Source organism: Vibrio penaeicida, assembly GCF_030689305.1.
GTDB lineage: Bacteria > Pseudomonadota > Gammaproteobacteria > Enterobacterales > Vibrionaceae > Vibrio > Vibrio penaeicida_B.
The window spans coordinates 78,188-104,562 of record NZ_JAUYVM010000019.1 but is presented as its reverse complement, the minus strand read 5'-3'; the positions used below and the strand labels follow the sequence as shown (position 1 = coordinate 104,562).

Sequence of the window (26,375 nt, the reverse complement as noted above, 5' to 3'; positions counted from 1 at the left end):
CCACAGAGTAACCTTGGTCAACAACTAGCTGGGCTGCTTCAAGTTTGAATTCCGGACTGAAAGTTCTTCTCGTACGCTTTGTCATAGTTCCACCTGTTGTGTACGAGGCGCATCTTAACACCTCTAATCAGGTGACCAAATTCACTATGCCACTACATACCAAGATACGTTCCATCCAAGTCATAAACACCGATACCATTCTCATTAAAGCCCGATATGCGAGTATAGATTTTGCCATCGTTATAGGTAACGGTGGTTAAGCCTTCGCGCTTTGCAAAGACTTGGGTATTCGTTCCATCTGTATTAGCGCGAACAAGTTGGTTGATTTCTCCTGGAACATGCTCAATCCAAACGATTTTGTTTTCTTGCTTAACGCAATCGGTGCCATTGTAAACGTATTGCGTTTCTCCAGAATAGATCACGTTTTCATCGCATAGGATATAGCTCTGCGTGACATGATCGAACACACCCACTTTATTAATGGTGTCCCCAGGTTTTATATTTACTGTGGTTGAAGAGAAAAAATCATCCTCTGGGAGATAATGGTGGTTTTCCCCTGAGTATATAGTGCCATTTTGAGAGTCAGCGGATATATTATCCATAATCGCTGATTGAAAAGCACCATAAATAGGTAAGTTACTCATATTATCAATGATGATGTTGTCGCTTCCTGCATAAACTGAGGAAGAAAGAATACAGCATAACAAGCCATTCAGTTTTTTCATTATTTTGTTTCTCCTTTTTATTTAATCTTATATTGAAAAAGATAATTAAAATAATTTATTTTTAATGGTTTTTATTAGTTACATATATGTAGAGAATATTATATGAACTTGGTAAATGTCACTGAATTAAAATAAGCGATAAATACATCGACAAAATTATCATTGCCAACATTTTTTTAACAATAAAACGAGTCGGAGTTTGAGGTGAAATGCGGTGTTGAGAATTGCAAATTTTTTCTTGGAAACTAGGAAGAGGCTGATAGGTTTGATTCTTATTTAACAGCGCCAAATCGGCTGCTCCAGAGTCACAGCTTAAATGGAAAGCATGTCTCTTTTTTAAGAAATGTTATGAACATCATTTACAACCATAACCAGAGCTTATAAATTCACTGCCTTTTATAGTTAGAATTATCAAAAATAAATCATTAAATAACTTAAGTAGTGGAAAATAATGAAGAAAATAACCAAGTCAGTTGGGCTTAAAAGCAGGCGAATTTCCTTCGTGATTGCTGCATCCTTAATGCTACCTACCAGCTTTACCTACGCTGATAGCGTGACAGGGGTAAAACCTGAAAGTGTGAACGCAAAAAAAACATCCGACGGCGTGAGCGTGTTTTACGTATACCCAGAAACGTCAGCCGGTGTAACAAGCAGTCGAACCAAGTTTTCTCGTTTTGATAACCGCGATAACACGCTGTACATCAACAACAACCCCAAAATCAACCCAAAGCTCATTGAGCCTTCTAACATAACTGTCATTGAAAACCTGTCTAGCCAGCCGATGGTGATTGGTAACATCGAGGTGTTAGGTAAACGAAGCGACATCTTGTTTGTCAGCCCTGCTGGCATTGTGTGTGATTCATGCAACTTCAAAAACGCTGGGAGAGTCACGCTTGCCGCAGGATCTTTAAGCAATAACTATCAAGAAATCACAACAAAGAATGGCACCATTACCATTCAAGGCAATGGGCTAACCACTTCCGATGCCGACATCATTGATTTGGTCAGTGAGGGGTTTGTTCAACATGCGCCCATTGATACGTTTGTAAAAGCGAAGAAGCTTAGCGGTGGTGGTTATACGCTGGATTCAAATGGAAGCCACGTTGCCGCCCAAACCCATCTTAGAATCAACGTAGGGGATTACATTGTTGACTACGACACATTGGAGTCGACATGGAATGGTGGAAGCAAAAACAACACGTTAACGATTAACCGTAACATAAATGCTGGCAGCCTTTACATTCATGCACCAGGCGATATCACCCTTGCCAATTCAGCTTTGCCTATTTTGAATACCAAAGCCGATATTTCTATTGTGGGCTCACATAAAGATAAGTCCGTGATCCCATTTGGTTCGATCAAACTTACCTCGTATGGGGCAATCACATTACTAGATTCAACCATTGTTTCTCCCTCACAGGTCAGCTTGAGCAGCGACAACCTCTATATTTCACCGTCATCCAGCGATAGTTTTCAAAAAGCGAGCATTGATGCTGATTCTGTATCGTTTGCGGTGGGCGACAATATTTACAACGGTGGCTTAGTCACCACGGGTGATGCGCGTATAAGTGCGAAAAATTTCTACAACGCAGGGAAGCCTGGCGAACAAGAAAGTAACATGCGTGCAGGTGGCGAAATTTTCGCTAGCCGTGACATTTTGATTCAAGCAGAACAATCGCTAATAAATGTTAACAGAGGTATGGTCGTCGGGAATAATGTGTATTTAGCCGCTGGTGCTGATATTCACAATGGTCATGGTCAGCCATGGCGATGTGCTCCTAGCGCTTTAGAGGTGGCAACGGCAACGAGTTATTCTGATAACTCTAACAACGTGCATTATGATCAAAATGAAATTCAACTGGGTATCGGGGCTGAACTCATTAAAGCTGATTCATGTCCCGATAATCGCAGGCAAAACTGGCTTACTGAAGAACGTGAAGCGTATATCTTTGGTTTTAATATCGCGATGGATGCACCAACCATCGTCAACTCTAACCCACGCTTAGATGTGTTTCACGATATTAATCAGTTTAAGTCTAGAGGTAATAGAGAGGGCAACGGTAATCCAGAAGATAATTTGGCAAAGATTACCCACTCTCATCAAGTATCTATTTCTGCTGAAAATACACTTCATATAAAAGCAAAAAAAGAATTAAAAAACGGTTCGGGGAGTTTGGAGGTATTAAATGGCAATTTAGTATTGGATACAGAGAAATTTCAAAATCATCGATATTATGTTGAAGGGCGAACACATAAATATGATGTTCCATGGTCTCAGCCCAGCCCTATATCTTCTCAATGTATTGCAAAAGAAAATAAGCTTAAGCAAGAAGATTTTTCTGAATACCACAAATGGGGAAATATAAAGGATCATATACCTATAAGTAGACTTAACTTTATCAATTTCAAAGATAATATTGACAAAATTCGAAATGCTTCAACATATTACTATTCTAATGATCGAGTGCAAAAAAGTGTCTACAAACCTGGGTGGCTAGAATTTAAGTATGAATATGTACCTGAATATGAATGCAAAACTGAATGGACTCTCGAAGCAGGTTCGGTGACTACTTGTGAGTGGGTTTCTAAGTATAAGAGTGTATCAATTTGGCATCCTAGTGAGTGGGAGACTGTTTGGGAGTATGAGTTGGTTAGGCATTTCCAAAGCGACGCTCAGAAAAATTCTCGGGTTCAAGAGCTAATAAATATCGTATCAGGATGTGACAAATACCTTAAGCCTAAGGGGCAAACGTATGTCGAAATCAAAGAAAACTGGATAGCGGCTAATACGCCGGTCCCACGAACCTTGGTTGGTGGGGATTTACATATTAACAGTGAAAAAGCTAATAGTTTTAGTAATCTCGCTGGGAATCTAGAGATATTGGGAAATATAACCGGAAAGCTTACTAGTTTTGAAAATTTAGGGTTGAAACTTCAAAAATCAAAAATTGAAAGAAATACTATTGATCATGAAGAGACATATTGCTCCAAGCGTATTCTAAGTATTTGCTTAAAAAGAAAAACGGAAAGGTGGACTACAACGTCAAAAAGTCTCATTTCAATTAGTGAAATAGGGAAATTACCAGCACTGTTTTACCTAGGTGATGGCGATTTCAGTGTTACTGGCATAGAGAGCCCCCAAAAAGATAATGAAGGAACCATTCTTTCTGGTGATATTACTTACGGTATTCACCCGGCAAACTAACAATTCGAGGGCATCAATATGAAAAAACTAATCAAGAATGCTCTTCATAGAATGAAGTGCAACCCGAAAAAGTTCACTGCCAATGTGTTGTTGGTTACCTTGGCGGCTCAATGGAGTATGCCAATATACGCGGGTGTTCGATATGCTAAAGATGTGAAAGCGTTGGAAGACTCGTTAAATGCTGCTGCACGTTTGGATCTCGCGCCTCACAATAATAACTACACCTACAAAGAAATATTCCCGTATCCAGTTCCCGATATCTTTGATGGGTTTGACTACTTCTATACTAATGCATCTCAAAACAATGCCGCTCAGTTCCATGGAGTGAAGTGGATCCCGATCAGTGTAGGCGACATCACCACGTTTATACCCAAAGCGCCGAATAAGCCCAAGTTTATTGGTACGCCTTATGTGGAGCGAGACATTGTTCGCTTGCAGTTAAACCAAATGCTCAACCGAAGCTATATATCAAGCAACGGATTAAGTGCAGAACACTCGGAGCAAGGTTACAACGGCATGATCCGCTTGTTGTACAAGAATGGCTTGGAGTGGTTTAAGAAAAATCCAACGGTAAAATTTGGGCAAAACTTAACGCAGGCACAAATAAACGCTCTATCCAAAGATATGATTTGGCCAGAAATAAGGGAACTGGCGACGGGGCAAGAAATAGTGATCCCGTTTGTTTACCTTACTCAAGCTACGTTAGCCAAAGAAACGGTAACCGATACAACATTAGATATTGGAAGTGGTGTGATCAAAACACATAACTTCTATATCAATGGCGGTAATGTTATTTCTGACCGCCAGCTTCATATAAAGGCATCGGATAAATTTAAGCTCGTCAATGGCTCTGTCTCTTCAGATCAAATCTTTATTAAAGCAAACGAAATAGAGAATCTATCCGGTGACATCAGCGGCCGAAAAGTTCAACTACTTGCTAACCAAATCACCAACAAAACACTCGTATACCGCCACAACTACGAGCATGGTTTCTCGGAGCTTGCTGGAAAACTGGCGACGATAACCGGAATCGACACTCTTAACATCTACAGTGCTGGCGACATCATGATTGCTGGTAGCGCTTTAAAATCCAACGGTGAATTGAAAGTCAATGCGGGTGGAAAAGTTACGATTGTTCCTCAAAAGGTTAGGCAAGATCACGCTCAACAGGGGGAACACTGGCAAACTGCGACCAAATCGCTCGTTAATATCCAATCTGAATTGAAAGCCATTGATTTACTGTCAATTGTTGGTAACGAAATCTTTGTTACTGGCGCAATTTTAGAGAGTGAAGGCGTACTCGAAATACTTGCAAGTGAAGGTATTTACTTAACAGCAGCTATCGATAACTTTAGCTCTAGCGAGTCTTTCGAGGTTCAAACGGGTGGGCTGTTTGGAACTAAGGAGTCTTCATCGTTCAGTGAATACCATGAAGACATCGTACAAACGCTGCTTAAAGCGGGTCAAGATCTTGTCATAAGCACAGATATGGGTCCCGTTCGCATGTCTGCCGTTAACGTAGAGTCCGGTGGCGTGGCGAAAATTCTCGCGGATGATGTGCATTTTGAAGCCTTTATTACTCAGGCAATGGAAAACTCGCAGGAGTCTTACACAGGTTCATTGAGCTTTAGGCACCAAGGTAGCGGTTTCTCCGAGCAATACGCGCATTACAATAAATTCCGAGCCCAAGGTGGTTTACTTGTCGATGCCCGTAATGGCGTATACGTCGATATTGTCTCGGGTAAAGATTCTGCCAGCATTGAAAAAGCCTTAAATGACTTATCCTCCAGACCTGGAATGGAGTGGCTAGCAGAGCTTCGGAATAACCCAGAAGTTGATGTTCATTGGAATACTATTCAGCTAGAAATTGAACGCTGGGATTACGACAACAGCGGCCTGACACCTGCTGGTATGGCAATTCTTGGTTTAGCAATTACAGCGGCAACAGGTGGTAATGGACTTGTCTTATTGCAAGGCAATGGTGCTTTTGCTGCTGCGATTAATGCAGGCTACTCGGCGATTGTCACTCAAGCAAGTGGTTCACTTCTCGCCAACGGCTTCGATGTGGGCAAAACTCTGACGGAAGTGGCAAGCCAAGAGTCTATTCAAAACTTGGTTACTGCCATGGTAACCGCTGGTGTAATGCAAAACCTGAAAGTGGAATTCTTAGCAGGAGAAAGCGGACTAAATAGCTACCTTGACCAAGTAATCGAAAGTGATGTGATTGCCGACTTTGCACAGCAATCGATCCAGTCTGTTATGCATGCAACAGTCTCTGCAAATGCTCAAAGCTTATTGAATGGCGAAGGTTTCGCAAGCTTAGATTTTGAAAAAGTTGCGCTCAAGTCCATGGCAATGTCTGCCATCAATATTGTGGGTAAGGAGCTTGCTAATCAGATCCATATAGCCAAAAGCGAGATGCCTCTTAATTCTGATGGGAGCATCCGAGTCGATTATGATTCTGATGGAAATCTCATCATGAATGACCCGATTTCTGATGCGGCTGGGTATATCGCTCATGCGGCAGTCGGCTGTGTACTCCAAGGAGCTGTATCGGCAACGAATGGTGGAAATAGTCAAGACAATGCTGCTGCTTGTAGTTCTGGTGCTGGCGGGGCTGTAGTTGGCGAGTATATTGCCAGATATCATCTTGAAGATGTCAATAAAGCGATTCGAGACGCTGAAGATGCCGTACTTTCAATGATTTCTGATGTGGGCAAACTTAAGCAGTGTCAGTTAGCGGCATCCTCAGAAGGCACTACATGTTCGCAAAAAATACAGTTGTCTAGTGAAACCAAAGCGTATATCGATAAACTCAAAGATCAGGGTGTTTCGACCAGTGCATTGATCGCTGGAGTTACTGTATTTGCCTTTGGTGGGAATGTTGATTATGCCGCTAATGCAGCTGAAAATGCGGTAGAAAATAATGGTATTTGGTTTTACTACCTAGGTCAGGGGCTGTATTACGTAGCGCAAGCTACATTAGGTTACTTGTTCTTATCTGAACTTCCAGAATTAATCCAATCTGCTGATGCCATTATTACTGCGTTTACATCTGATGACCCGAAAAAGCGGAAGGAAGCTAGAGCTGCGTTAGAGCAGTTTGCTTTGGATGTTGCTAAAGAAGGCATGGAAGATTCCGTTATTGATAAAGCTCTTGAGCTTAGGAAATGGAAAACAGCCATAGCATCGATGACGTCCATACAGCTTTTAGAATATTTGGATGGTGAGTATGCCGGTGTTGAGTTTGCTGAAGGTGTAGAGTCAGTTGCAGAACTTGTTGTAAAAGTAAAGGGCAATAATGCCGCTTACTCAGTCATGAATAATGATGGTAAGCCGCCTAGTTATAAAGGTTCTGGTGGACAAAGAAAACCAACCCACGAACTAACAGATGAAGATATTGCCACAATGTACGCTGACCACATGGAAAAAGTAGGTAATCCTAGCATCTCACCTGCTGACTTTGAGCGATACATAAAGGGTGACTGGGACTACGATTATGAAAGCGGCAGAAAGTGGCATAAGCCCGAGCTGGTTGGTTACGTAGAGCGACCTCAATATAAAGATGCCGTGATAAATGGCGTATCTACTCAAGATAAAATAGACCCTCTTAATGCATGTGGTTATCAATGTAGTAACGAGATAAAGGCAGATATCACTCTTGATGGTGAGACGATAAAAGCCAGTATTACAGATCTAGAATCTCTCCGTAGAGAGGCAAAAACCATAAAGGATGCCAACGCCCAGCAACGAACAGCGACAGAAGAAAAAGCCTATCTTGAAGCGAGTAATCGTGTGGGTGCGCTCAGTCATGAAATAGGTAAACTTACCGGTGAAGGTGTTATTAGAAACACCTTATTTAAGGTGGGTGAAAACGGAGTCACTGAGGTTCGTAAGCTTAAAGCCGATTACCCCGGTTTAAGGAAAACAAATGACCAGTTTGATGACGTTTTCTTAATTTCTTATGCTGATGGTAGCGAAAAGTTGATTATTCCTGAATACAAAGGTGGGGTGAACCCTTCCGATAGCACACGGGTAATAAATGGTCAGCGTTATGCGCAAGGTCACCATATGCATAGTGAAGACACGTTCAATACCATGAAAGAATGGAATAAAAAAGCAAACCGTATGCTGGGAGTTTTTGACTCAGACGAATTGAGCGCACACAATGAAACCTTACGTAAATTGGAAGAACATAAAGAGACGGCGTCATTCATAAAAATCAAAACGTTGCTCAGTACAGATGGTTCGTTAAAACCCAACGGAACCACCATTCAATATAAAGAGAAGGCATTTGAAGCTGATGAATAATAAAGTTGTCATCCCTCATCACAATGATGAAATAAGGAAAAAAATTGATGAAGAAATGGCGCGGCTTGATTTGGCTGAAGATCGCAAACCACCGTCAGAACACGAATGGTTGACGAGAATAATAGATCAATCCAAGCCTTACGTGAGAGAGGACTTAGAAGGGGTAGAGATGAAATCCTATCAAATGAGAGCTATCTCGCAAGTTAAGCCACATTTCGAATTGTTGTGTGAACGTGCAATGCGGGGAGACCCTAAGGCTTACTTAGAGTGGCATTTGAAGCTGATTTACCACTTCGGTCAAACGTTTTACCGTTTGAACTTTAATGCGGGGCAATCTGTGCCGATTAACGTCAACCAGCACTCTTACCCAGCGGTAGGTAAGGAATTTGATGCCTACTTAGGCTTGGATGACTGGGTGCGGATATTTTCAGTAGCATTGATATTACAAGACTACAATGGGGTGCTTGAGCTGTGCCAAATGGATGAATACTTTATTGATAAAGATGTTCACACAGCGAATAGCAACGACAAGCAATTCGATAAAGCCATGTTACGGCTGTTAAAGGGAGTGATGTACCCCGACGCAGATATGGACAGCCTATTAAAAGATGCGGCAGAAAAGGTATTCCAGCCTGAAGCAATAGGCAGAACCAGAAGAAACAATGATCAGCGCGTAGATGAAGTGCAATACCGATATCTGCCTATCATCTCGCTGATCCACGCTATGTTCTGTTCTCAAAGAGAAACGCTGTACCCCGAAAAGCTCAGATCGGCAGTGGAAGACCATAAGGCGTTTTGGGGACGTTACACCAGACCCGATGAGATTACCGATAATGATATAGATGGCAGTAACGCTTACAACAGCGAACAGTGGATAGCGTGGTTGATTACAGGTCTTGCTTCTTTGGCTTATCACCGCTGGGGGTTGGAACCAAGTGTAGATACCTTTTATGTTCCTGAGTGGATGGTAAAGGGAGAAATTTCCAAAGGTTACAAAAGTAAAGCCGAAGTGTTTGGTGACGACTATTAACCAACATCTAAATTTTAAATCTAAAAATCAATAAAAGGAAAAGAGGCTTGTAAAAGCAAGCCTCTTTAATTTATGGATAGACAATGAATAAGATGTTACTCGCAACGGCTTTGGTTGCGTGTGCTTTTACGGCTCAAGCACAAGTAAAAACTGGGCCTGAAATTGAAACTCTATATCCAGTTGGGTTTCATCACGACAAAGGTGATGGGTTGTATATTGAATTTCAAGCGGGTGCAATGCCAGGTTGTCACGGGGGCAAGGGCGGTCGGCTCAGTAAAAGTAACCCAAATTACAAAGAGTATTACTCCTTATTATTGACCATGATGACTACGAAAAGCTTTAAAGGAGTCATCCGCTATGAAAATACAAACCATACAGGGTGGTGGAGTTGTTCAATTGAAGGGATATTTGTTTATCCAAAGTAATAAACATTTCTCTCAATACAAACTAATGATTAGAATTAATTAACTTTCTTAAATTTAAAGAGTGATAATTATGAAAATAATTCCAATAATTTTATTGGCGTTAAGTTTTCTAGCGCCTGTTGTTAATGCAAAAGATATCGGTTTTGGTACGTTAAAAGGGGTCAAGGTTTACGATTTTAAAACAGACAAATCTCTTCGTATTTATTTCAATGATAGCGCTACCCACCTAAACAAAGATTGCAATGGCATTGCCCGCTTCACATTCAGCCGCCATAGCCCTGAGTTTATCGATAAAGTGTTAAGTGTTGCTATGGCTGCGCAGATTTCGGGTAAAAAGGTCCGAATTCACTCTGAAGATGGCAGTTGCGAAGGGGCATTTATTGCTCTTCAACAAACGTATTTTTAAATAGTAGGTAAATTATGAAGAAATGGATATTCATTGTATTGCAATCGGTATTATTGATATTTGCGAGCGGAACAGCTTTTGCGCATTATAACTCGAATATGACTGGTGTTCTTAAAGGTGTTTTTGTATATACGGATGGCGACTACATATATTTAACGTTAGAGAATCAACCTAAATCTCACCCAACTTGTAAACCTAACTATTTTGTTATTCCGGATACGGTACCGAGTGATAGAAGGCAAATGTTACTTTCTCGATTATTAACGGCTTATGCATCAAAAGAGAACGTGAATATAGGGTTTGATGCGAGGGGAGATTGTGCTCATGGGTATATTCGTGTTCATAGAGTTGGTTAAATATACTCAAACCACCTCAAGATGCTAGGTTCAGCGAGAGTTGCTTGGTTTTCAGGCAAGACACCAATTTGCAGGTCTAGTGGTTCTAAATCAAGAATTGGTAACGCAGTATGAAAACCAAGCAAACTCGCCCTTGGGAGCTCATCTTCTGTCCCATTTCATCGTCAAAGAACTTGGAAAGGACTCATCATTCCACTGCATTCTTCTCCTTGAACTGACACAGAAGATAGAGCTCTGAATCCTGCACCTTGAGGTGGTTTGAGTATGTATTACAAATTAATAAGGGTATTTATGAAAAAGTTGGCTTGGCTCGTTCTATTGATTCTACCGTTTGGCGTATTTGCTTCCGGTCATTACAAGTCGGGAAAAATCAGTAACCTTACCGCTGTGACTTCAGGCATTATGATTATGATGGATTCAGGGTTACCTTCGAAATGCGCGGGTTCCCCCTATGGCTGGATGAAGATAAAGCAGGAACATACGGCAATTACTTCTGTTGTGTTAACAGCATGGGCAGCAGGTAAAACATCAGGAACCGTTTATGTAGCAGGTCGGGAAAATGGGACAGGGTACTGCATAGTTACTCAGTTTGATCCAGCCGGTTAAAATTTACGTCAATTGGGAAAATGGAAATGAATAAATATTTATTAGTCTTGTTTGGTTTATTGTTTAGTTCTTCAGTGTTCGCGGTTGGAAACAGCCAAGGTGGAAAGATTGTTCATATTGCGTCGGTTAATGATGCAATCTTGTTTAATATCGCCGGTAACTCAGAATCTAATCGCCCTGCTTGCGCGACGACTGGCCGCTTTTCTGTTCACAAAGATAGCGTGCACGCCTCTCTTGTTCTAACTGCGTTTGCAGCCGATAAAACGCTGGCGAACGTAAGAGGGCTAGGAACCTGTCATCTATGGGGTAACTCTGAAGACTTACGCTGGATTGAAATCTGTCCACTAAGTGGTTGTCCTTAGAAACCTTTGAAAGAGAGGCTGGTGAAAATAGCCTCTCTTTTTATTTTTGTATTTTCATTCTAACAAGACGACTCAGTCTACTTAGCTTAGCCTGCTATTTAAGGTTCTCATTTTTCTTATACTCTACTGCCAATCCATCTTGTGAAAGAATAAAGTTTTCAAAATTATCTTGGCTTTTGATCGATATACCATGGTCGAACTCGATAAGTTCATTCTTGTCTGTTACCAATAGTAGCGCTGGCGGTTGTGCGCCGGCATCGTTAGACAACTCAATCCCTTTTTCTTTCGGCGCGAGTGAGATTTTGGATATTTGGTTCACCAACTCTTCACCAAGTAGGTCGACAATTTCTTGTGGCAAAGGTGATAGGGTATAACTCCCCTCAATGCTTTTAACTAGAGCGTCGCTCGGGGCGACAATAGTCGGTTCTTGCGCGGGTGGTACGCTTTCGCCCGTTAAACAGATTTCGGTCAAGTCTTTTGCTACTTTAGATGCACTAAAACGCTCGTTGTTTGAAAGAACAACCGCAATGCACTTTCCGCCTAAGTCAAACTGTAATCGGCTTGTAAATCCTTGGATTTTTCCGCCATGCCCTACAGTTTTGATTCCTGCAATGTCTTGAATGCTGAACCCAGCGCCGTGCTGAACTTCAGTAATACTGACGTGGTCCATCGTCAGGTACTCGAACTGTTGAGGCGTAACAATATCCGATTGAGTCAATTGGTATGCAAATTTCGTAAGGTCTGAACTGGATGAGCGTAATGCGCCTGCTGCTTGACCTATATCGACAGAGGGTTCACTCGCGGGCTTCAAGTGGTTGTCGAAGCGAGTCCAGCCCATAACAGAAGGTGAAGAGAAGCCGATAGAATCCAAACCAGCAGGGGTTAGGACGCTTTCAGCTATATATTCCAACCAAGGTTTACCCGATACTTCCTCAATGAACAGACCAAGTAAATAGTAAGCAGCATTAGAATACTGGTAATAACTGCCTGGTTCGAAATAAATAGGTGAAGCGGCAATTGATTTGAACACTTCTTGTGGTTCACTGCTTGCGTTTTCTTCATATAGGCTTGGGATATCACCCAGCCCTGAAGTGTGGCTGAGCAACTGAGTCACCGTTAAGGGTTTGAATTTTTCCGGTAACGTCGTCCAGTACTCACCAATGGGCGCATCAACATCAATTTGATATTCGTCCGCAAGCTTCAAAATGGTCACGGCAGTCAGTGATTTAGTTATTGATCCAATAAGATAATTTTCTGGCTTGTTTGATTCGGTATTTACATGAAATAAAGGTCGACCCTCTTTCAGAACATAGGCTTCCCCTTTAAAAGCCCACGCTTTTCCGAGCTTGGATCCGTAGCTGGAAATGTAGCTCTCCATAGCCAATTTTGAATGTTGGTTTTCTAAATTGAGAGTCGATGAACAGCCTGCGGTAATCGCTATTGTAGAAAATAGAGCAAAATGACGTTTTGATAAATGCATGTAATATCCTTTGTACCCCACAACACTAGGGGTGTTTCGGAAGGGATATTACAAAGGTGATGAGAAATTATAAACTACAAAATTTGATAGGTTATTGAAAGTTAGTCAATTATTGAAGATTGAAGAGTTACGTCGTTCGTTTTTACTTTGCTAGCCCCTTGTATCTATACCCAAGCATTTTGAGGTTACTTGGGTATAGGGGCTTAGGGTTTAGATTGATTTTTAATTGGGGTTCAATGGCACAAAACAGCCATTCAGTTTAGCCAGAGTTCCCCAAGGTCTGAGCAGCTATTTTGCACACACAGAAGGGTAACATTTATACACAGCTCGAATACCATGGAACAAGCTGTCGTATACTACCGACGGATGAGTTTCAGTGGTTTCGATTTGGTAGGTGGAATTGATAGTGAATTGGTTAGAAATAATCTTAGAAACCAAATCGATACCACCAATATGTTGTATGTACAGCTCCATAATGTCGGCTGGAATGTCCTCTTCCCAAGCAGCAGAAATGTAGACCATATGTTGGTTAGAAGGGAAATTTGCAGCGGCATCTGTAAACTGCTCTACCATGACTTGGTCATCCCACCATAAAGATGGATCTATTGCTACGTAGCCTTCAAAAATCGCTCGTGCATCAGGAGAAAGTAAGCTTGAAAGTGCGAAAAGCCCACCAAGAGAATGACCAGCCAGCACATCAAATCCATCGGTGCGATATTCTTGATTAACCCAAGGAACAAGTTCTTCGACAATAAATCGTTCAAATTGCTGACTTTGCCCTGTAACAATACCTGGAGGGACGTAGCCTCCGGTCACAACGGTAGGTGTTAAGTCTCTAGCGCGCGTGAGGTCAGGGTTTTCAACGCCAACTAAAATTGCGTCGGGTACATCTGCACGAGTTGTTAGCGCCCACATGGCTCCCTGTAGATTCTTTAGTAAGTATTTGCCATCGGTCGTATAGATCACAGGGTAGTGTTTGTTAGGGTTTTCACTGTAGCTGCTTGGAAGTGAAACCCATACGTTTCGCTCTTCACCCAATACTGACGAGGTCAATGTAAAAGGTTTTATTTCAGGCCATTGCAGCATGTCTGATGATTGGGCAGCGGATACCCAAAACAATAGAAGAAAACTTACCCACTTATTCATATTTACGCCTCTTATGTTAGAAGGAGTATCGATAGGAATTATCGATAAATAATATGAGATTATTTGGGTATATAAGCGTTTGTCTTGATGGTTTACATATTAGATAGAAAAAATGCGACGAGCGATCGAATAAAGAGATATACCCAAGTTACCTCAAGATGCAGGATTCAGAGCCTCATATTCTGTTCCAGTTCAAGGAAAAGAACGCAGTGGAATGATGAGTCCTTTCCAAGTTCTTTGACGACGAAATGGGACGGAATATGGGCTCCCATGGGCGAGTTTAACTGGCTTTCACACTGCGTTACTGATTCTTGATTTAGAATGGCTAGATCTTCATATCAGTGCCTTGTCTGAAAGCCAGTTAATTCTCGCTGAACTAAGCATCTTGAGGTTACTTGGGTATACAAAGATAACCCAAACAATTAACCAATGTTTGTTCGGGTTTGAGTATACGCCCTTAACAATCTAAGGGCTTGATTTTACTATCCGCTTCTCATCCATTTCGGTTTTGTAAGCCAGTTCCAGTTGCTTAAACGGTAGGGGCTTGTAGAAGTAGTAACCCTGAATGTAGTCGCAATTCACATTGGTGAGGCATTTGAGTTGCTTTAGCGTTTCAACGCCTTCTGCAATCACCTTAAGATTTAAGCTGTGCGCGAGTTCTATAAGAGACGTAGTGATCAGCATGCTTTGATTATTGGCTGGCAATTCATCAACAAATTCTTTGTCTATCTTAATAAAATCAACGGGCATTTGGCGTAAGTAGTTGAGCGAAGAAAAGCCAGTGCCGAAATCATCAAGCGCGACGGTAACCCCGAGTTGTCGGATTTGATGCAGCACATCAAGGATGGAGTCTATATCTGCAAGCAAACCACTCTCTGTTATTTCTAGCTCAAGATGCTCTGATGGTAATCCACTCTTCTCCAACGCCTTGACTACGTGATTAAAGAAGTCGGGGTGCTTGAGCTGTTTCGTTGATACATTCACTGCCATTCGAATGTTTATGCCTTTATCAAGCAGCGTTTTGGCATCATTGCAGGCTTGTTCTAGAACCCAACGACCTAAAGGAATGATTTGACCTGAATCTTCGGCAATGGGTATGAAGTCATTAGGGTAAATCGTGCCTTCGGTATTGTGTTCCCAGCGCACGAGTGCTTCAACGTTAAATTCATCACTCGCATTAACATTCGTTTTAGGTTGGTATAGCAAATGAAAGTCATCGTTTTTAATCGCATCATGAATATCATGTTCACGTTGTAGCCTCAGAGAAAACGTAAGGTCCAACTGCTCGGTGTAAATACGGCATTGGTTTCTTCCTAGCTCTTTCGCCGACGACATGGCTAAATCAGAATGTTTTACCACTTCCACAAGGCTGATTGAATCCTCGATGGTGGCAATACCGATACTGGCTGTAATACTGACGGAGGTTTCGTCGATCAATACGGGTTCGCTGATCGACCTACGGAGCCTGTCCGACATGGGTTTAAGCTGTTCGGCAGCACCAAACGCGATGATGGTAAATTCATCACCACCAAGGTGAGAAACAAAGTCTTTTTGTTTTACACATCTCGAAATACGCGAACCAATGAGCTTTAGAACATTGTCTCCTTGTTCAAACCCAAATTTGTCGTTGATGCGTTTAAAGTAATCTAAATCGATATACAAAACGGAGTAGGTTGTTTTGTTTTTCCGAGATGCCTTGTCCCTTTCTTGGATCTTCCGCCAAAAATACCGCCGATTGGGCAGCTGGGTAGTGTATTCAAACCCAGTGTAATTTGTGCTGTCGTGTTTTTCATCTAGGCGGAGATTTGAAATATCGTGGATGATACAAACAAAGTGTGTCACTTGCTGACGTTCGTTTTTAATCGGTGCAATGTTCAGCCGAACAAAGTGTTTTTGTTCTCTAATGGTTCGTGTGGAGAACTCGCCTTCCCAATAGGAGCCCGCGGTTAAAACACGATTCATTTCTGGATAAATGGGCTCTGCCTCTCCACACCATCTTTCAAGCAGTGCCAAAGGCTGAGAGCTGGCGATATCCTCTATTTGAAAAAGCTTTTTAAACTCATTATTGATGTTAAGCACTTTGCTCTTGGAGTTGAAAATGATCACCGCCGCGGGTTCAGATTTGATCGCATCGCCGATGATTTTCATACTGGCATTTTCATCAAATAATTGGGCAATGTCCGATTGAAGATTTCGCTGTCTATGGTTGAGTTCCGTGACCAGTTTTTCATTAAGTAATGCAATGTCCCGAGCCTTTTGCATCATGTCTTGCTCTACTTTGAAGTGCTCGGTTCGATTCTCGATAATGAGTAGATTGCAACTGTTATTGTTCGAAGCAATGGCAGTCAGTTGAATCTCTTCTCCTTCTGCATTGGATTCTGTCCAGACTCCAGAGCTGATGGATTCTTTTGATTTGGGCTTACACCAAACGGAATCGGCATCAATGATAAAATTTTCGATGAAGGGAAAAGCAAGGCACAGGTCAATGAGGTTAGCATCAAACTTAGTTTCGGTTTGATCATAGTAGAGTTCACTAAACCAATTAGCGCAAGGGTTCAATAACGTAAAGGTCTTGTCTTGGTTTCGCAATAGGACAACATAATTTAAAGACGTCAATACTGCTTCTAAGTGGTTCATGGTGTTGTCCTCGGCTTAATCTCGTTCCAGCATCAATTCGGCTAATGTTTGGAACGCTTCATCAACGTTTTTTCCATCTTTTGCGCTGGATTTAAACAAGGTAGAGACTTTTTGTTCTAGTGTGGCTATTTTGTCTGGTCCGATAACCCAATCGTCCTCCAAGTCGCATTTGTTCAGCATCAATACAACGGGAATATCATTGCAGTTGTCACTGATCAGTGTTCTTAGCTCGTTGGCTACTTCTAGGCTGTCTGGGCGGGTTCCATCGACAACCAACATTGCGCCAGATGCTCCCCTCAGATAGGAAACATTGATGTTGGTATACACGTCTTTTCCTTCGATATCCCAAACCAGCAGTTGCACCGGCTCGGGCGTTGAATCGATAAATTTCTTCGAAATTTTTACACCAATTGTCGTGTGATACTTTTCAGTGAAAATACTTTCGACAAAACGCCGAACTAAACTGGTTTTCCCTACGGCAAATGCGCCAATCATGCAGATCTTCTTTGCTTTCATGTGTGGCCTCTTATGCTCACAAATCCTTGTTTATCACATCTATGGTGACTCTTCTTAATGCAGATGAGATACTTTCCGTTGACTCTATATTGCTGATATTTAGGGTAATAATGTGGTTTTCATTGATGCCATTATCCACCATGATTTGTTTAACATTGGACGCCCTTTGTTTGCTTAGCTGAATGTTTCTTTCTTTTGAACCAATATCGTCGGAATACCCCGTCACTATAAATATAGGCGTAAGTGGTGGATTAAGTGTTTCCCCGAGCTGTATAAGTGATTTCGCTTGGCTCACAAACCTCACCATCTCTGATTTGTCATTTTTTGGGGTAACCACGTTGAGCTCGTATTGGAACCGAACTTGATTCAGTAATAGAGAGAGTTGGTCATATTGTTTTTGGAAATCGGGTGACTTTGTAAGCGTCGTTAGAGCCGACATTTCTACACCAAGGCTTAACTCCTTGCGGCTTAAATAGCGACGAATGTTGTCTAGTGTCTCTGGGTACACTTCACCTGATAGCGAAACCTTATCCTGCTCAAAAGCGAAAGCGATGGTTTCGCCATCACCAATCAAACTTGTGAGTTGCTGTCGGAGAAATTCCCTTTCCATTTGCTCTGAAGTAGTAGGCTCTGAAGGAAGTAGGGTTACACCTTGGACAGACAGCGTAAGGCTGTCGTCTATTTTTGTTATGTAGCGTTTGAGTTGTTCCAATGTGTTCGGCTTTAACTCACCAGAAACATTAACGGTGCGATCAGATAGCCAAATTCGAGCAGATTCTCCCTCGCTTAAAGAGGAAATGAGGTTATGCCTAACCACATCTATAACAGTGAGATTGTATTGAGGCAACTCACCCGATTCACTGAAATCAACGACTTTGTCGTCAACCACTTGGGTTGTGTGAAGGTAGTTAATGTTTTCTAAGATTTCATTAGGCGCTCGTGAACCTGGTTTACGAAGTACAGAAAGGGCGATGTTTTCGTCCTGAACGACGGATTCGACAATTAAATAATTCGGTTCATATTCAAAGACCTGACGAGTGATTTCATGTTCGTTACTGACGTTAATATGAACAAATAATTTGTATAACCCGACCACAATGAATACCAGCAACACTGCAAATAGCCGCCATGGAAAGCGTTCTTTTGCGTTATCTTCGAGCGTGTTTTTTAGTAAGCAGCTTTCCAATAGAGGAGCCGAAGAGACAAATTCTTCATTATCGCCACTGAAATGCACTAGCGTGTCAGAGAAATCTTGCTCGATTTTTTCGACAGTGGCGGAAATAGTGGTGTCGACCAGTTGATTTGGGATCCCTCTAACCGCAGAGGCCAATATGACATGAGGGGCGACCTCAATCTTGAGCAGCAAGTCGCCAAGCCTAACGCCTTCTAATGTGTCATTACTGTCGCTACTAAAGGAGTCGGATACAAAATCAGTAATGGCCGTGAGCATACTGGAAACGAGTTCGGGATCGCTGGTTTCCGTTCCTTCATTGGCTACGGAATTCAGAAGAAGCCCTGTTTCTCTGTGGATCAGGAGCACCTGTTCCACCTGAAAGACAGACGTTTTCATTAAGAGGAATTGGGCGTAACTGATGCCTTGTCGCCATGCTTGATAGCGCCATTTGATGGATTTTAAACTGAAGTTTTGAGTTAGAACTTGATTGAGAGAGTTGACCAATTGGTTGAAAGTGGCGCTGACCGATTTCCGCACAGCGGCACCGATGACAGGATAAAGAATATCCGCAAAGCGTTGCGTGTTGTTATTGATGGATACTTCGATGGCACTGTCGATGATGGGCGAAAGTTCTTCGGTGACCTTGTTATCTTTTTGATTTCTTTGCTTAATAGCTTCTACGATGACGTCCGCCACACGGCTGGTTTCGTCATTTTTATCTATGTATTCATTAAGAGCGTTTTCGTATTGCTCTCCAAGCACTAAGGAACGAAGTTCCTCAATTTTCGAATTGTCTCGATTGATCATTTAATTCCCATCGAGATCTTCGGCCATGGTAGAAAGCAATGTCGCCAATGTTTTTCTATCCGCTTTGTTGTTTTTCAGGTCTTCCGAAACACTGTCAATTTTGTTGAGGGCTTCTTCATGTTTGTCATGAAGCTGTTGAGATAGTTCTCCCACTTCCTGTGTAAAGTGCATCTCGAGGCTGCTGTTACTTTGCTGGCTTGTTTGCGCGAGCCCTTCTAAAGAGTCTGCCAGCTTAGAGATTTGCAGATTAATGGCATCCAATTTTTTTTCTATCTGTACAAAGGTTTGATTTGTTCGCTCAGAAAGATCCTCAATAGCGGTTTCAATGGATTCGGCTCGTTCACCAAATAGAAGGTGTTGAATTTGCGCTAATTGCTCGGAATCATTTTTCTTAGGCTCAACCTCTACATTTGAGCTCTTTGATTGCTTGGTCATACAATCTCCCTATTTAGATTAACCTTACTCTTAATCTGGAAAAAACATCATTTTTAAGCGTATGTGCTGATTAAGATTTAATCAAATAAGTGAGGCAACGAGTGCCATTTTATAGATAGAAATGTGAATATGAACGGGATGCTGGCGTAAAAGCGTTATTGGAGCGGACGTTTTTCTGTTAGCTCAATGCGTTAGAGTGCAATGAAATGCGTTGATTTCGAGTGCAAGTGAGCTGACCAACGACGAGCTTTGTTGACTACGATTTTTTAGCCGCGAACGTTATCAACTGCGAACTTTGTCGACAGAGTTTCTTCTCACTAAAGTGGGGGATAACATGACGGGTTCGGTATGTACGGCTTCGCCGTTAGCCAAATCAAGCGACAATCGTGCGGCTTGTTCTGCCATCATCTGGATAGGGTAGCGAATAGTGGTTAACTTCGGCGTTAAGTAACGAGCAATGGGGCCGTCATCAAACCCGATCACCGATACATTTTCAGGTACATCAAGTCCATTTTCATCCAAAATAGACATAGCGCCAGCCGCCATATAATCGTTATAGGCAAACACGGCTGTAATGGGTAAGGATTGAGTGAGCAGGTGCGTCATCGCTTCTTCACCTCCTTCACTATCGGGGTTGCAATGCACAATGTATTTATCGGAAAGTTCGATATTGTGATCGTTTAAAGCGGCAAGATAGCCTGAAATTCGTGCATCGACATCTTCAATGTGGTGAGAAGATGAAATACAAGCAATGTTGGTGTGCCCGTGTCGAATCAAATATTCAGTAGCGAGATAAGCACCTTTGTAATTATCTAAGGCAATGCAACGGTGCGATATTTCAGGGATTTGTCGGTTGATCAGAACCATTCCACGAACTTCTTGGGTGTAGCTTAACAATTCTTTGTCGGTTAAACCTTTCGAGTGAATCACAAGGCTTTCGCAGCGGCTGTTTACCAGCAATTCGATGGCTTCCCGTTCTTCATCAGCATTATGGTAACCATTACCAATGAGCAAATGCTTTCCTTGTGTATGAGCGACATCATCTACCGCTTTAATGAGTGTGCCAAAGAAAGGATCAGAGACGTCACTTACTAATACACCCATGGTATTAGTGGACTGGCTAACCAAAGCTCGGGCATTTGCGTTTGGTCGATACCCCAACTGAGCCATGGCGGCATTGACCGATTCAATCGCCTTGCTACTCGCCTTCGGTGAGCGATTGATCACCCGTGATACGGTGGCGACGGATACACCAGCTGTTTTCGCGACGTCTTTGATGGTTGCCATTTACTGAGCCCGAATAGAAAGAGAGTGGGTAATGTAACTAATCATGGAAACAAAAGACATTTTTTCACACCATTTTTCATTGCTGAAAATGTAATTCATTAAAATAGAAATAAAAAAACAATGTAAATCGTTTACATTATTTTTATAGAAAGGTGGCAAACAGGCTACCACCTATCCAATACGTTCCGTGATACTCGATCATTCAACGGTTCTAAATCGATGAACCAAAGTACTCAACGAAAACATTTTAGCCAGACTAAAACAACGAACCGTTGATCATGAGATGCAGAACAATACTCACCATGTAGCCCAAGCTGATGACTGGCGCCCATTTTAGGTGCCCAAAGAAGGTGTATTTTCCGTGTGCTGCGCCCATTAACGCCACGCCAGCTGCACTACCGATAGAAAGCAAGCTTCCGCCGACACCCGCAGTTAATGTAACAAGCAGCCAGTTGCCGAGTGTCATTTCTGGTTGCATTGTGAGTACAGCGAACATGACAGGAATGTTATCTACAATGGCAGAAAGTATGCCTACCATAATGTTTGCCCATACAGGATCCCATTGTGTGTACATAATTTCAGAGACCATGCCAAGGTAACCGATTAGGCTTAAACCACCTACACACATAACAACACCGTAGAAGAATAGAAGGGTATCCCACTCGGCATGCGATACACGTCGGAACACGTCAAACGGCACAACAGAACCTAACCGGCGCAGTGCTTCTTCATCGTGTGAGGCTTGAGCTTTGGCTCGTTTTTTCGCCAAGGACATCGGCAATGTTTTTCGAAGGAAAAATCCAAAGAACTGCAAATAGGCTAAACCCATCATCATCCCAATGACGGGAGGGAAGTGTAAGAAACCGTGGAATGCGACAGCCGTAGCAATGGTAAGCAAAAACAACACAACAATGCGCCTTGCTCCGCGTTTAAGTTCCACCACTTCTTTAATGGCGTCAGGCTGCTCTTTCGGAATAAAGAAAGCCATAATAACCGCAGGAACAACATAGTTAGCGACCGAAGGAATAAACAAGGTTAGGAATTGGCTGAAAGAAACGAGCCCAGCCTGCCAAACCATCAAGGTTGTGATGTCGCCAAATGGGCTGAATGCGCCCCCCGCATTTGCGGCAACAACGATGTTAATACAAGCGAGATTGATAAAGCGCGTATTATTCCCGCCAACTTTCATGACAACAGCACACATCAGAAGCGCGGTGGTTAAGTTATCAGCAATAGGGGAGATAAAGAATGAGAGTATACCGGTGATCCAGAAAAGCGTTCGTAAATTGAACCCTTTGTTCACCATCCATGCTTGCAGCGCATCAAACAGTCTTCGTTCTTCCATCGCACTGATGTAGGTCATCGCAACCAGTAGGAAAAGCAGTAATTGCGCGTATTCCAGCAAGTTATGTTCGAGGGCATGTTTAGCGGTTTCTATCTGACCGTCTGCTTGAAACGCAAACCCAATAATAATCCATATTAAACCTGCCGCTAGAAGTACAGGCTTAGACTTACGAAGCTGCAGGTACTCTTCTGCCATGACAAGGCAATAAGCAAACCCAAAAATAATCAATGCAGCATAGCCCACACCAGAAGAGGTATAGCTGGTGGAAGATTCGGCGGCAAAACTTGGAAAAGAAAATAAAGCAAAAAAAACAATCAACAGGCGTAAAAAAACACTCATCACTTACTCGACTCCTTGAGACTCAAAGATGGCTTGTTTGCAACCAACCCTAGACCGAAGGCGTTGGATTGGTCTGATAAAGCACATCTTATGGTTATTTTATGTCGTTTTTGTCACAGGTGTTTAAATCGAGAAACAATTGGTCGAAATCAGGAAAGGAAAGAAAAAGTTAGGTAACTCCGACAATCAATTAAGGATTTAAACAATGCACAATTGTGGATATTTTATACAACTTAAAGTTTGAGAAAAGTGATGTAGCTTGGGTATCACGTGCTGATTCCAATAAAGTCCGTCATTTGATGTTTTTGTTGCCGTTATTTGTTCTGAGAATTTTGTTATTTCTTATCGTTCCATCTGTAGTTATATGCATTTTTATGAAATTTAACAGACTTCATATGATCAAGGCTTTCCCCTAAGTTCCACCAAAGGATTCTGATTGGCGTCTTTGTAGATGACATTTCGGTTAAAATATTGCAATTAAGTCTTCTTTTTAACCGAATTCGAAACGAAGTAGAAAAATAATCTCAACTGCTTGTTGATACAAATTAGACTTAACGCCCGATTTGATGAACTTTTGTATCGGTGAGTGTGTATCTAGGCTAGCTTTGGTTTAGTCTATACGTCCCTTATACCCAAGTATCTTGCTAGATACATTGGCAGTGGCGTCTTTAAACAGGATTTTTGGGTATAAGCTTGTAAACATTTTGGGGAAAATACCATGTCCAACGAATGGGATGAATACGCAGAGAACTGGGAGCAAGATGCGGCAACTGCGAATTATGCGCAAAAAGCATTCGAACAGCTCGAAGAAAGAGTAAGCCTAGAAGGACTGAAAGTACTGGATTTTGGTTGTGGCACAGGGTTGCTCACTCAAAAGCTTTCACCTTTGGCTAAAGAAATTGTCGCTTTGGATTCGTCTGAGAAGATGATAGAGCAATTGGATGCGAAAGAATTGTTGAACGTAGAACCTGTCGTTGATGAGCTTACACGTGGTTTAGTGGCTTATCACCCAGCGTTCCGTGGTCAGTTTGATATCGTTGTGGCTTCTTCTGTATGTGGTTTTTTGGATGACTTCGAAGAATCTGCAAAGATAATTCATTCGTTGCTCAATGACGGTGGTTTGTTTATTCATTGGGATTGGTTAGTGGATAGCGACAGTGAAAGCTATGGCCTAACGCAGAGTCAAGCTAAGAAAGCGTTGACGAAAGCGAAGTTCAGTAGCGTTACTATTGATACACCTTTCCACGTAGATTCTGACAAAGGATCGTTGCCAGTATTGATGGGTGTCGCTCAGAAATAATGAGCTGAGTGATAAAGAAGAACTCGATTTAGGAATCTGTTAAGCTACTTACTGTAAGTATTTAAAATACAGAAAAAGCACAGATGGGACACAGTATTTCTAAACAATCCAGACAATATTACCGCTTAAGGTATCCGAAGTCGGAACGACCAAGAATCAAAGCTTGGAATAAACAGTTCCCAGTAACCGAGATATCTGAAAAGGGGCTGCGGTTACTATTTTCATCCGAAGTTGATGTGAAAAAGAGGATGGAAATAAAGGGAACCTTGATATTGAGTGGCGGCGAGTCTTTTGACGTCATTGGAGAAGTTTTGCGTTTAGACGGGGCCGAGCTCGTGATTAAACTAAACGAAGGCCCTAGCTTAAAGCATATGGCGGCAGAGCAAATTAGAATCCGAAAAAAATTCCCAGGCTTTTTCGACTCCATAAAAGCTCAGAATGAATCAAACAGGCAAACCAAATAGGTTTGCCTTTTTGCTTTTAATACCAATTCTTTGAATCGCTTTTCGAAAGATCAGCCATCATTAGCCATTTCATTGATCACTTCATCAAGAGAGCGGTATTTTACTTGATTATTCAGTGCGAGTTGAAGCTTTGTGTCGTTGAGTTTTAGAGGGTGTCGCCATAAGTATCTCATTTCCCTTACCGCCTTCATTTTAGTTGAAAACAGACCAATAATAGCCAGAGACCACCAAGGGAAAGACCTTGTCGAAACGGGTAATCCGCGTATTCTCAAAAGGCTGTTTTCAATGTCCTCAAAGCTGATATCCAGTCCTGCGTAGTGATAGATTTCTTCTCCACAGAGTCGGTGCTCTAATAAATCACTCACCACCCCGCCTAAATCAGGTAAATAAGCCCATGAATGCCTAATTTTCTTGTCAGTGGGCAGTTGCAGTACAGTTTTATTGGTTTTCATGTTGACTAGATAATTGAACCATGAGCTTTGTGCATGCTGACCAATAAAATCCCCTGCTCGAATAATGAGTGCAGCGCCACCTGATTGACAAAATACTTGGATTTGATTCTCCATATCGACTCGGATTCTCCCCTTGCTCGATACGGGCTCACTAGGAGTATGCTCAGAAATTTCCGCAAAACGCTGCGGATTGTAGTTGTACACGTTTGCAGGGAAGATGACTTCCATGTCATTAGACTTGGCAACGTTGAGAGTGGTTGTAAGCCATGTTTTTGCGTAGGATTTCCAAAGGTGGTATTCCGGATTCAAGCCATATACCAGTACCTGATGGTTCTTGGCTATTTCGGAAAGGTAGCGTTCGTTTGTCGCATCACCCTCTAAAATGTCGAATTGTCTTAGTTCAGGATCCAGCTTAGACAAAGAGCGAGTCACGCCTGTAACTTTCCAGCCTTTTTCTTTAAGCGCTAGCGCCACATAGCGACCAAATCCGCCGGTAATTCCTAAAATAAGTGCACTTTTCTCATCACTTTTCCTTTTCATTTGAGCCAAATTTTTGCTGATATTTGACGTAGCCATACCGTTTCCCTTATTGAAGTTCTGATCAATGAAGCGATTATTGCTATAGTTATTTGAATTTTGAATCGAACAAAACTTATAGGTGGTATTCATAAATGAATATCAACTGGCAATGGGTTCGCCATTTTTTGGTCGTTGCAGAGCAGGGGAGCCTATCAAAAGCAGCAGAAGCTTTGTCTTTATCGCAGCCTACGCTCACTCGTCAGATACAGCGACTTGAAAAGGAGCTCGGTTATGCGTTATTTGAACGCTCTACTCAAGGACTCGATTTAACCGAGAATGGTGTTGCGCTTTTGGCATCGGCGAAGCGTATGTCTGAATCTGCCGATCAGTTTTTACGCTCAGCACAAGGGAATAGTGGTGTACTCAAGGGAGCGATTCGTATCAGCGTGAATGAGCTTTTTGGGCACTTTCTACTCCCCAAAGCGCTGGTAGCTTTTCATGAATCGCATCCAGAGATAGAGTTTGAAGTCGTGATATCCAATGAAGCGACAAACTTGTCAAAAAGAGACGCAGATATTGCGGTGAGAATGTTTAACCATCGGCAACAAGATTTGGTTTCTAGAAGGCTCCCATCCATTCCACTTGGATTCTATGCGCATAGCGCCTACATTGAGCAGCATGGTCTGCCAATGGGCATAGTGGATCTTGCAAAGCACCGTTTGGTTGGCTTCGATAGAATGACAAGCTTTATTGATGAAGCTCGCCAGCATGGTGTGGAATTAAAACTCAACGATTTTTGCTATCGCACGGACAGTTTATTACAGCACTGGGCGTTGTTGAATCAAGGGGCGGGAATTGTCGCGACGCATAAAGGGTTGGCGAAAACATCCAGTGAACTGGTTCAAGTATTGGAAGCGCTTCCCATCTCCGAGTTACCCTGTCACTTGGTTGTGCATCAAGATATTCAAATTAACACCAAAGTAAGAACCTTGCTTAATTTTCTAGGGGACTGGTTTGAAAGCCGTGGGTATCAGTATGACCTGTAGAA

Annotated in this window: 21 protein-coding genes; 11 read left to right on the top strand and 10 right to left on the bottom strand. The window is 42.2% G+C overall.

Annotated features, from left to right (window positions below; all coding sequences use genetic code 11):
* Window positions 1-152 precede the first annotated feature (152 nt).
* On the bottom strand, window positions 153-725 hold the full coding sequence (locus Q8W40_RS23370; RefSeq protein ID WP_305400667.1) for a hypothetical protein: 573 nt from the start codon (window positions 723-725) through the stop codon (window positions 153-155).
* A gap of 451 nt (window positions 726-1,176) precedes the next feature.
* Here Q8W40_RS23370 and Q8W40_RS23365 point away from each other — a divergent pair, with 451 nt between their 5' ends.
* The 8 genes from Q8W40_RS23365 (at window position 1,177) to Q8W40_RS23330 (ending at window position 11,426) form a co-directional block, all read left to right on the top strand.
* Window positions 1,177-3,930, top strand: coding sequence for a two-partner secretion domain-containing protein (locus Q8W40_RS23365; RefSeq protein ID WP_305400665.1), 2,754 nt, complete (start codon window positions 1,177-1,179; stop codon window positions 3,928-3,930).
* Between the two features lie 18 nt (window positions 3,931-3,948).
* Complete coding sequence (locus Q8W40_RS23360) at window positions 3,949-8,241, top strand: DUF637 domain-containing protein (protein ID WP_305400664.1); 4,293 nt, start codon at window positions 3,949-3,951, stop codon at window positions 8,239-8,241.
* Window positions 8,234-9,271, top strand: coding sequence for an Imm49 family immunity protein (locus Q8W40_RS23355; RefSeq protein ID WP_305400663.1), 1,038 nt, complete (start codon window positions 8,234-8,236; stop codon window positions 9,269-9,271). Before Q8W40_RS23360 ends, Q8W40_RS23355 begins: the two co-directional genes overlap by 8 nt.
* Before the next feature lie 83 nt (window positions 9,272-9,354).
* Complete coding sequence (locus tag Q8W40_RS23350; RefSeq protein WP_305400661.1) at window positions 9,355-9,696, top strand: hypothetical protein; 342 nt, start codon at window positions 9,355-9,357, stop codon at window positions 9,694-9,696.
* A 70-nt stretch (window positions 9,697-9,766) separates the two neighbouring features.
* Window positions 9,767-10,102 (top strand): hypothetical protein, encoded by a 336-nt coding sequence (locus Q8W40_RS23345; RefSeq protein ID WP_305400659.1) that lies wholly within the window; start codon window positions 9,767-9,769, stop codon window positions 10,100-10,102.
* 14 nt (window positions 10,103-10,116) lie between these two features.
* The gene (locus tag Q8W40_RS23340) at window positions 10,117-10,458 is read left to right on the top strand and encodes a hypothetical protein (protein WP_101110963.1); all 342 of its coding nucleotides are present in this window, start codon (window positions 10,117-10,119) and stop codon (window positions 10,456-10,458) included.
* Between the two features lie 291 nt (window positions 10,459-10,749).
* Complete coding sequence (locus tag Q8W40_RS23335) at window positions 10,750-11,064, top strand: hypothetical protein (RefSeq protein WP_305400658.1); 315 nt, start codon at window positions 10,750-10,752, stop codon at window positions 11,062-11,064.
* Window positions 11,065-11,090: 26 nt separating this feature from the next.
* A complete protein-coding gene (locus Q8W40_RS23330) occupies window positions 11,091-11,426 on the top strand; it encodes a hypothetical protein (RefSeq protein WP_224055490.1) in 336 nt (111 codons plus the stop codon).
* A gap of 94 nt (window positions 11,427-11,520) precedes the next feature.
* Here the strand turns inward: Q8W40_RS23330 and Q8W40_RS23325 are convergent, their stop codons facing one another.
* From Q8W40_RS23325 to nhaD, 8 genes are all read right to left on the bottom strand, one after another.
* Window positions 11,521-12,906, bottom strand: a complete 1,386-nt coding sequence (locus Q8W40_RS23325) for a serine hydrolase domain-containing protein (protein WP_305400655.1) — start codon at window positions 12,904-12,906, stop codon at window positions 11,521-11,523.
* A 288-nt stretch (window positions 12,907-13,194) separates the two neighbouring features.
* Window positions 13,195-14,052 (bottom strand): alpha/beta hydrolase, encoded by an 858-nt coding sequence (locus Q8W40_RS23320; RefSeq protein WP_305400653.1) that lies wholly within the window; start codon window positions 14,050-14,052, stop codon window positions 13,195-13,197.
* Window positions 14,053-14,517: 465 nt separating this feature from the next.
* Window positions 14,518-16,689 carry a putative bifunctional diguanylate cyclase/phosphodiesterase gene (locus Q8W40_RS23315; protein WP_305400651.1) on the bottom strand — a complete coding sequence of 724 codons (2,172 nt, stop codon included), beginning with the start codon at window positions 16,687-16,689 and terminating at the stop codon, window positions 14,518-14,520.
* Window positions 16,690-16,704: 15 nt separating this feature from the next.
* Window positions 16,705-17,205, bottom strand: a complete 501-nt coding sequence (locus Q8W40_RS23310; RefSeq protein WP_305400649.1) for a Rab family GTPase — start codon at window positions 17,203-17,205, stop codon at window positions 16,705-16,707.
* A gap of 16 nt (window positions 17,206-17,221) precedes the next feature.
* A complete protein-coding gene (locus tag Q8W40_RS23305) occupies window positions 17,222-19,186 on the bottom strand; it encodes an OmpA family protein (protein WP_305400647.1) in 1,965 nt (654 codons plus the stop codon).
* Complete coding sequence (locus tag Q8W40_RS23300) at window positions 19,187-19,621, bottom strand: hypothetical protein (RefSeq protein ID WP_305400645.1); 435 nt, start codon at window positions 19,619-19,621, stop codon at window positions 19,187-19,189. It lies immediately after the preceding gene.
* Between the two features lie 282 nt (window positions 19,622-19,903).
* Window positions 19,904-20,908 carry a substrate-binding domain-containing protein gene (locus Q8W40_RS23295; protein WP_305400644.1) on the bottom strand — a complete coding sequence of 335 codons (1,005 nt, stop codon included), beginning with the start codon at window positions 20,906-20,908 and terminating at the stop codon, window positions 19,904-19,906.
* A 256-nt stretch (window positions 20,909-21,164) separates the two neighbouring features.
* Window positions 21,165-22,592, bottom strand: a complete 1,428-nt coding sequence (gene nhaD / locus Q8W40_RS23290) for a sodium:proton antiporter NhaD (RefSeq protein ID WP_101110974.1) — start codon at window positions 22,590-22,592, stop codon at window positions 21,165-21,167.
* A gap of 718 nt (window positions 22,593-23,310) precedes the next feature.
* Between nhaD and Q8W40_RS23285 the strand changes: the two genes are divergently transcribed.
* Both Q8W40_RS23285 and Q8W40_RS23280 read left to right on the top strand, forming a co-directional pair.
* Window positions 23,311-23,892: a class I SAM-dependent DNA methyltransferase gene (locus Q8W40_RS23285; protein WP_126608627.1), complete on the top strand. Its 582-nt coding sequence runs from the start codon at window positions 23,311-23,313 to the stop codon at window positions 23,890-23,892.
* Window positions 23,893-23,975: 83 nt separating this feature from the next.
* Entirely contained in the window at window positions 23,976-24,356 is a 381-nt protein-coding gene (locus tag Q8W40_RS23280; RefSeq protein ID WP_305400641.1) for a PilZ domain-containing protein, read from the top strand.
* 50 nt (window positions 24,357-24,406) lie between these two features.
* On the opposite strand, the gene Q8W40_RS23275 is transcribed toward Q8W40_RS23280, so the two are convergent.
* Window positions 24,407-25,384, bottom strand: a complete 978-nt coding sequence (locus tag Q8W40_RS23275; RefSeq protein ID WP_305400639.1) for an NAD-dependent epimerase/dehydratase family protein — start codon at window positions 25,382-25,384, stop codon at window positions 24,407-24,409.
* Window positions 25,385-25,479: 95 nt separating this feature from the next.
* On the opposite strand from Q8W40_RS23275, the gene Q8W40_RS23270 reads away from it, so the two are divergent.
* On the top strand, window positions 25,480-26,373 hold the full coding sequence (locus Q8W40_RS23270) for a LysR family transcriptional regulator (protein ID WP_305400637.1): 894 nt from the start codon (window positions 25,480-25,482) through the stop codon (window positions 26,371-26,373).
* Window positions 26,374-26,375: the final 2 nt, after the last annotated feature.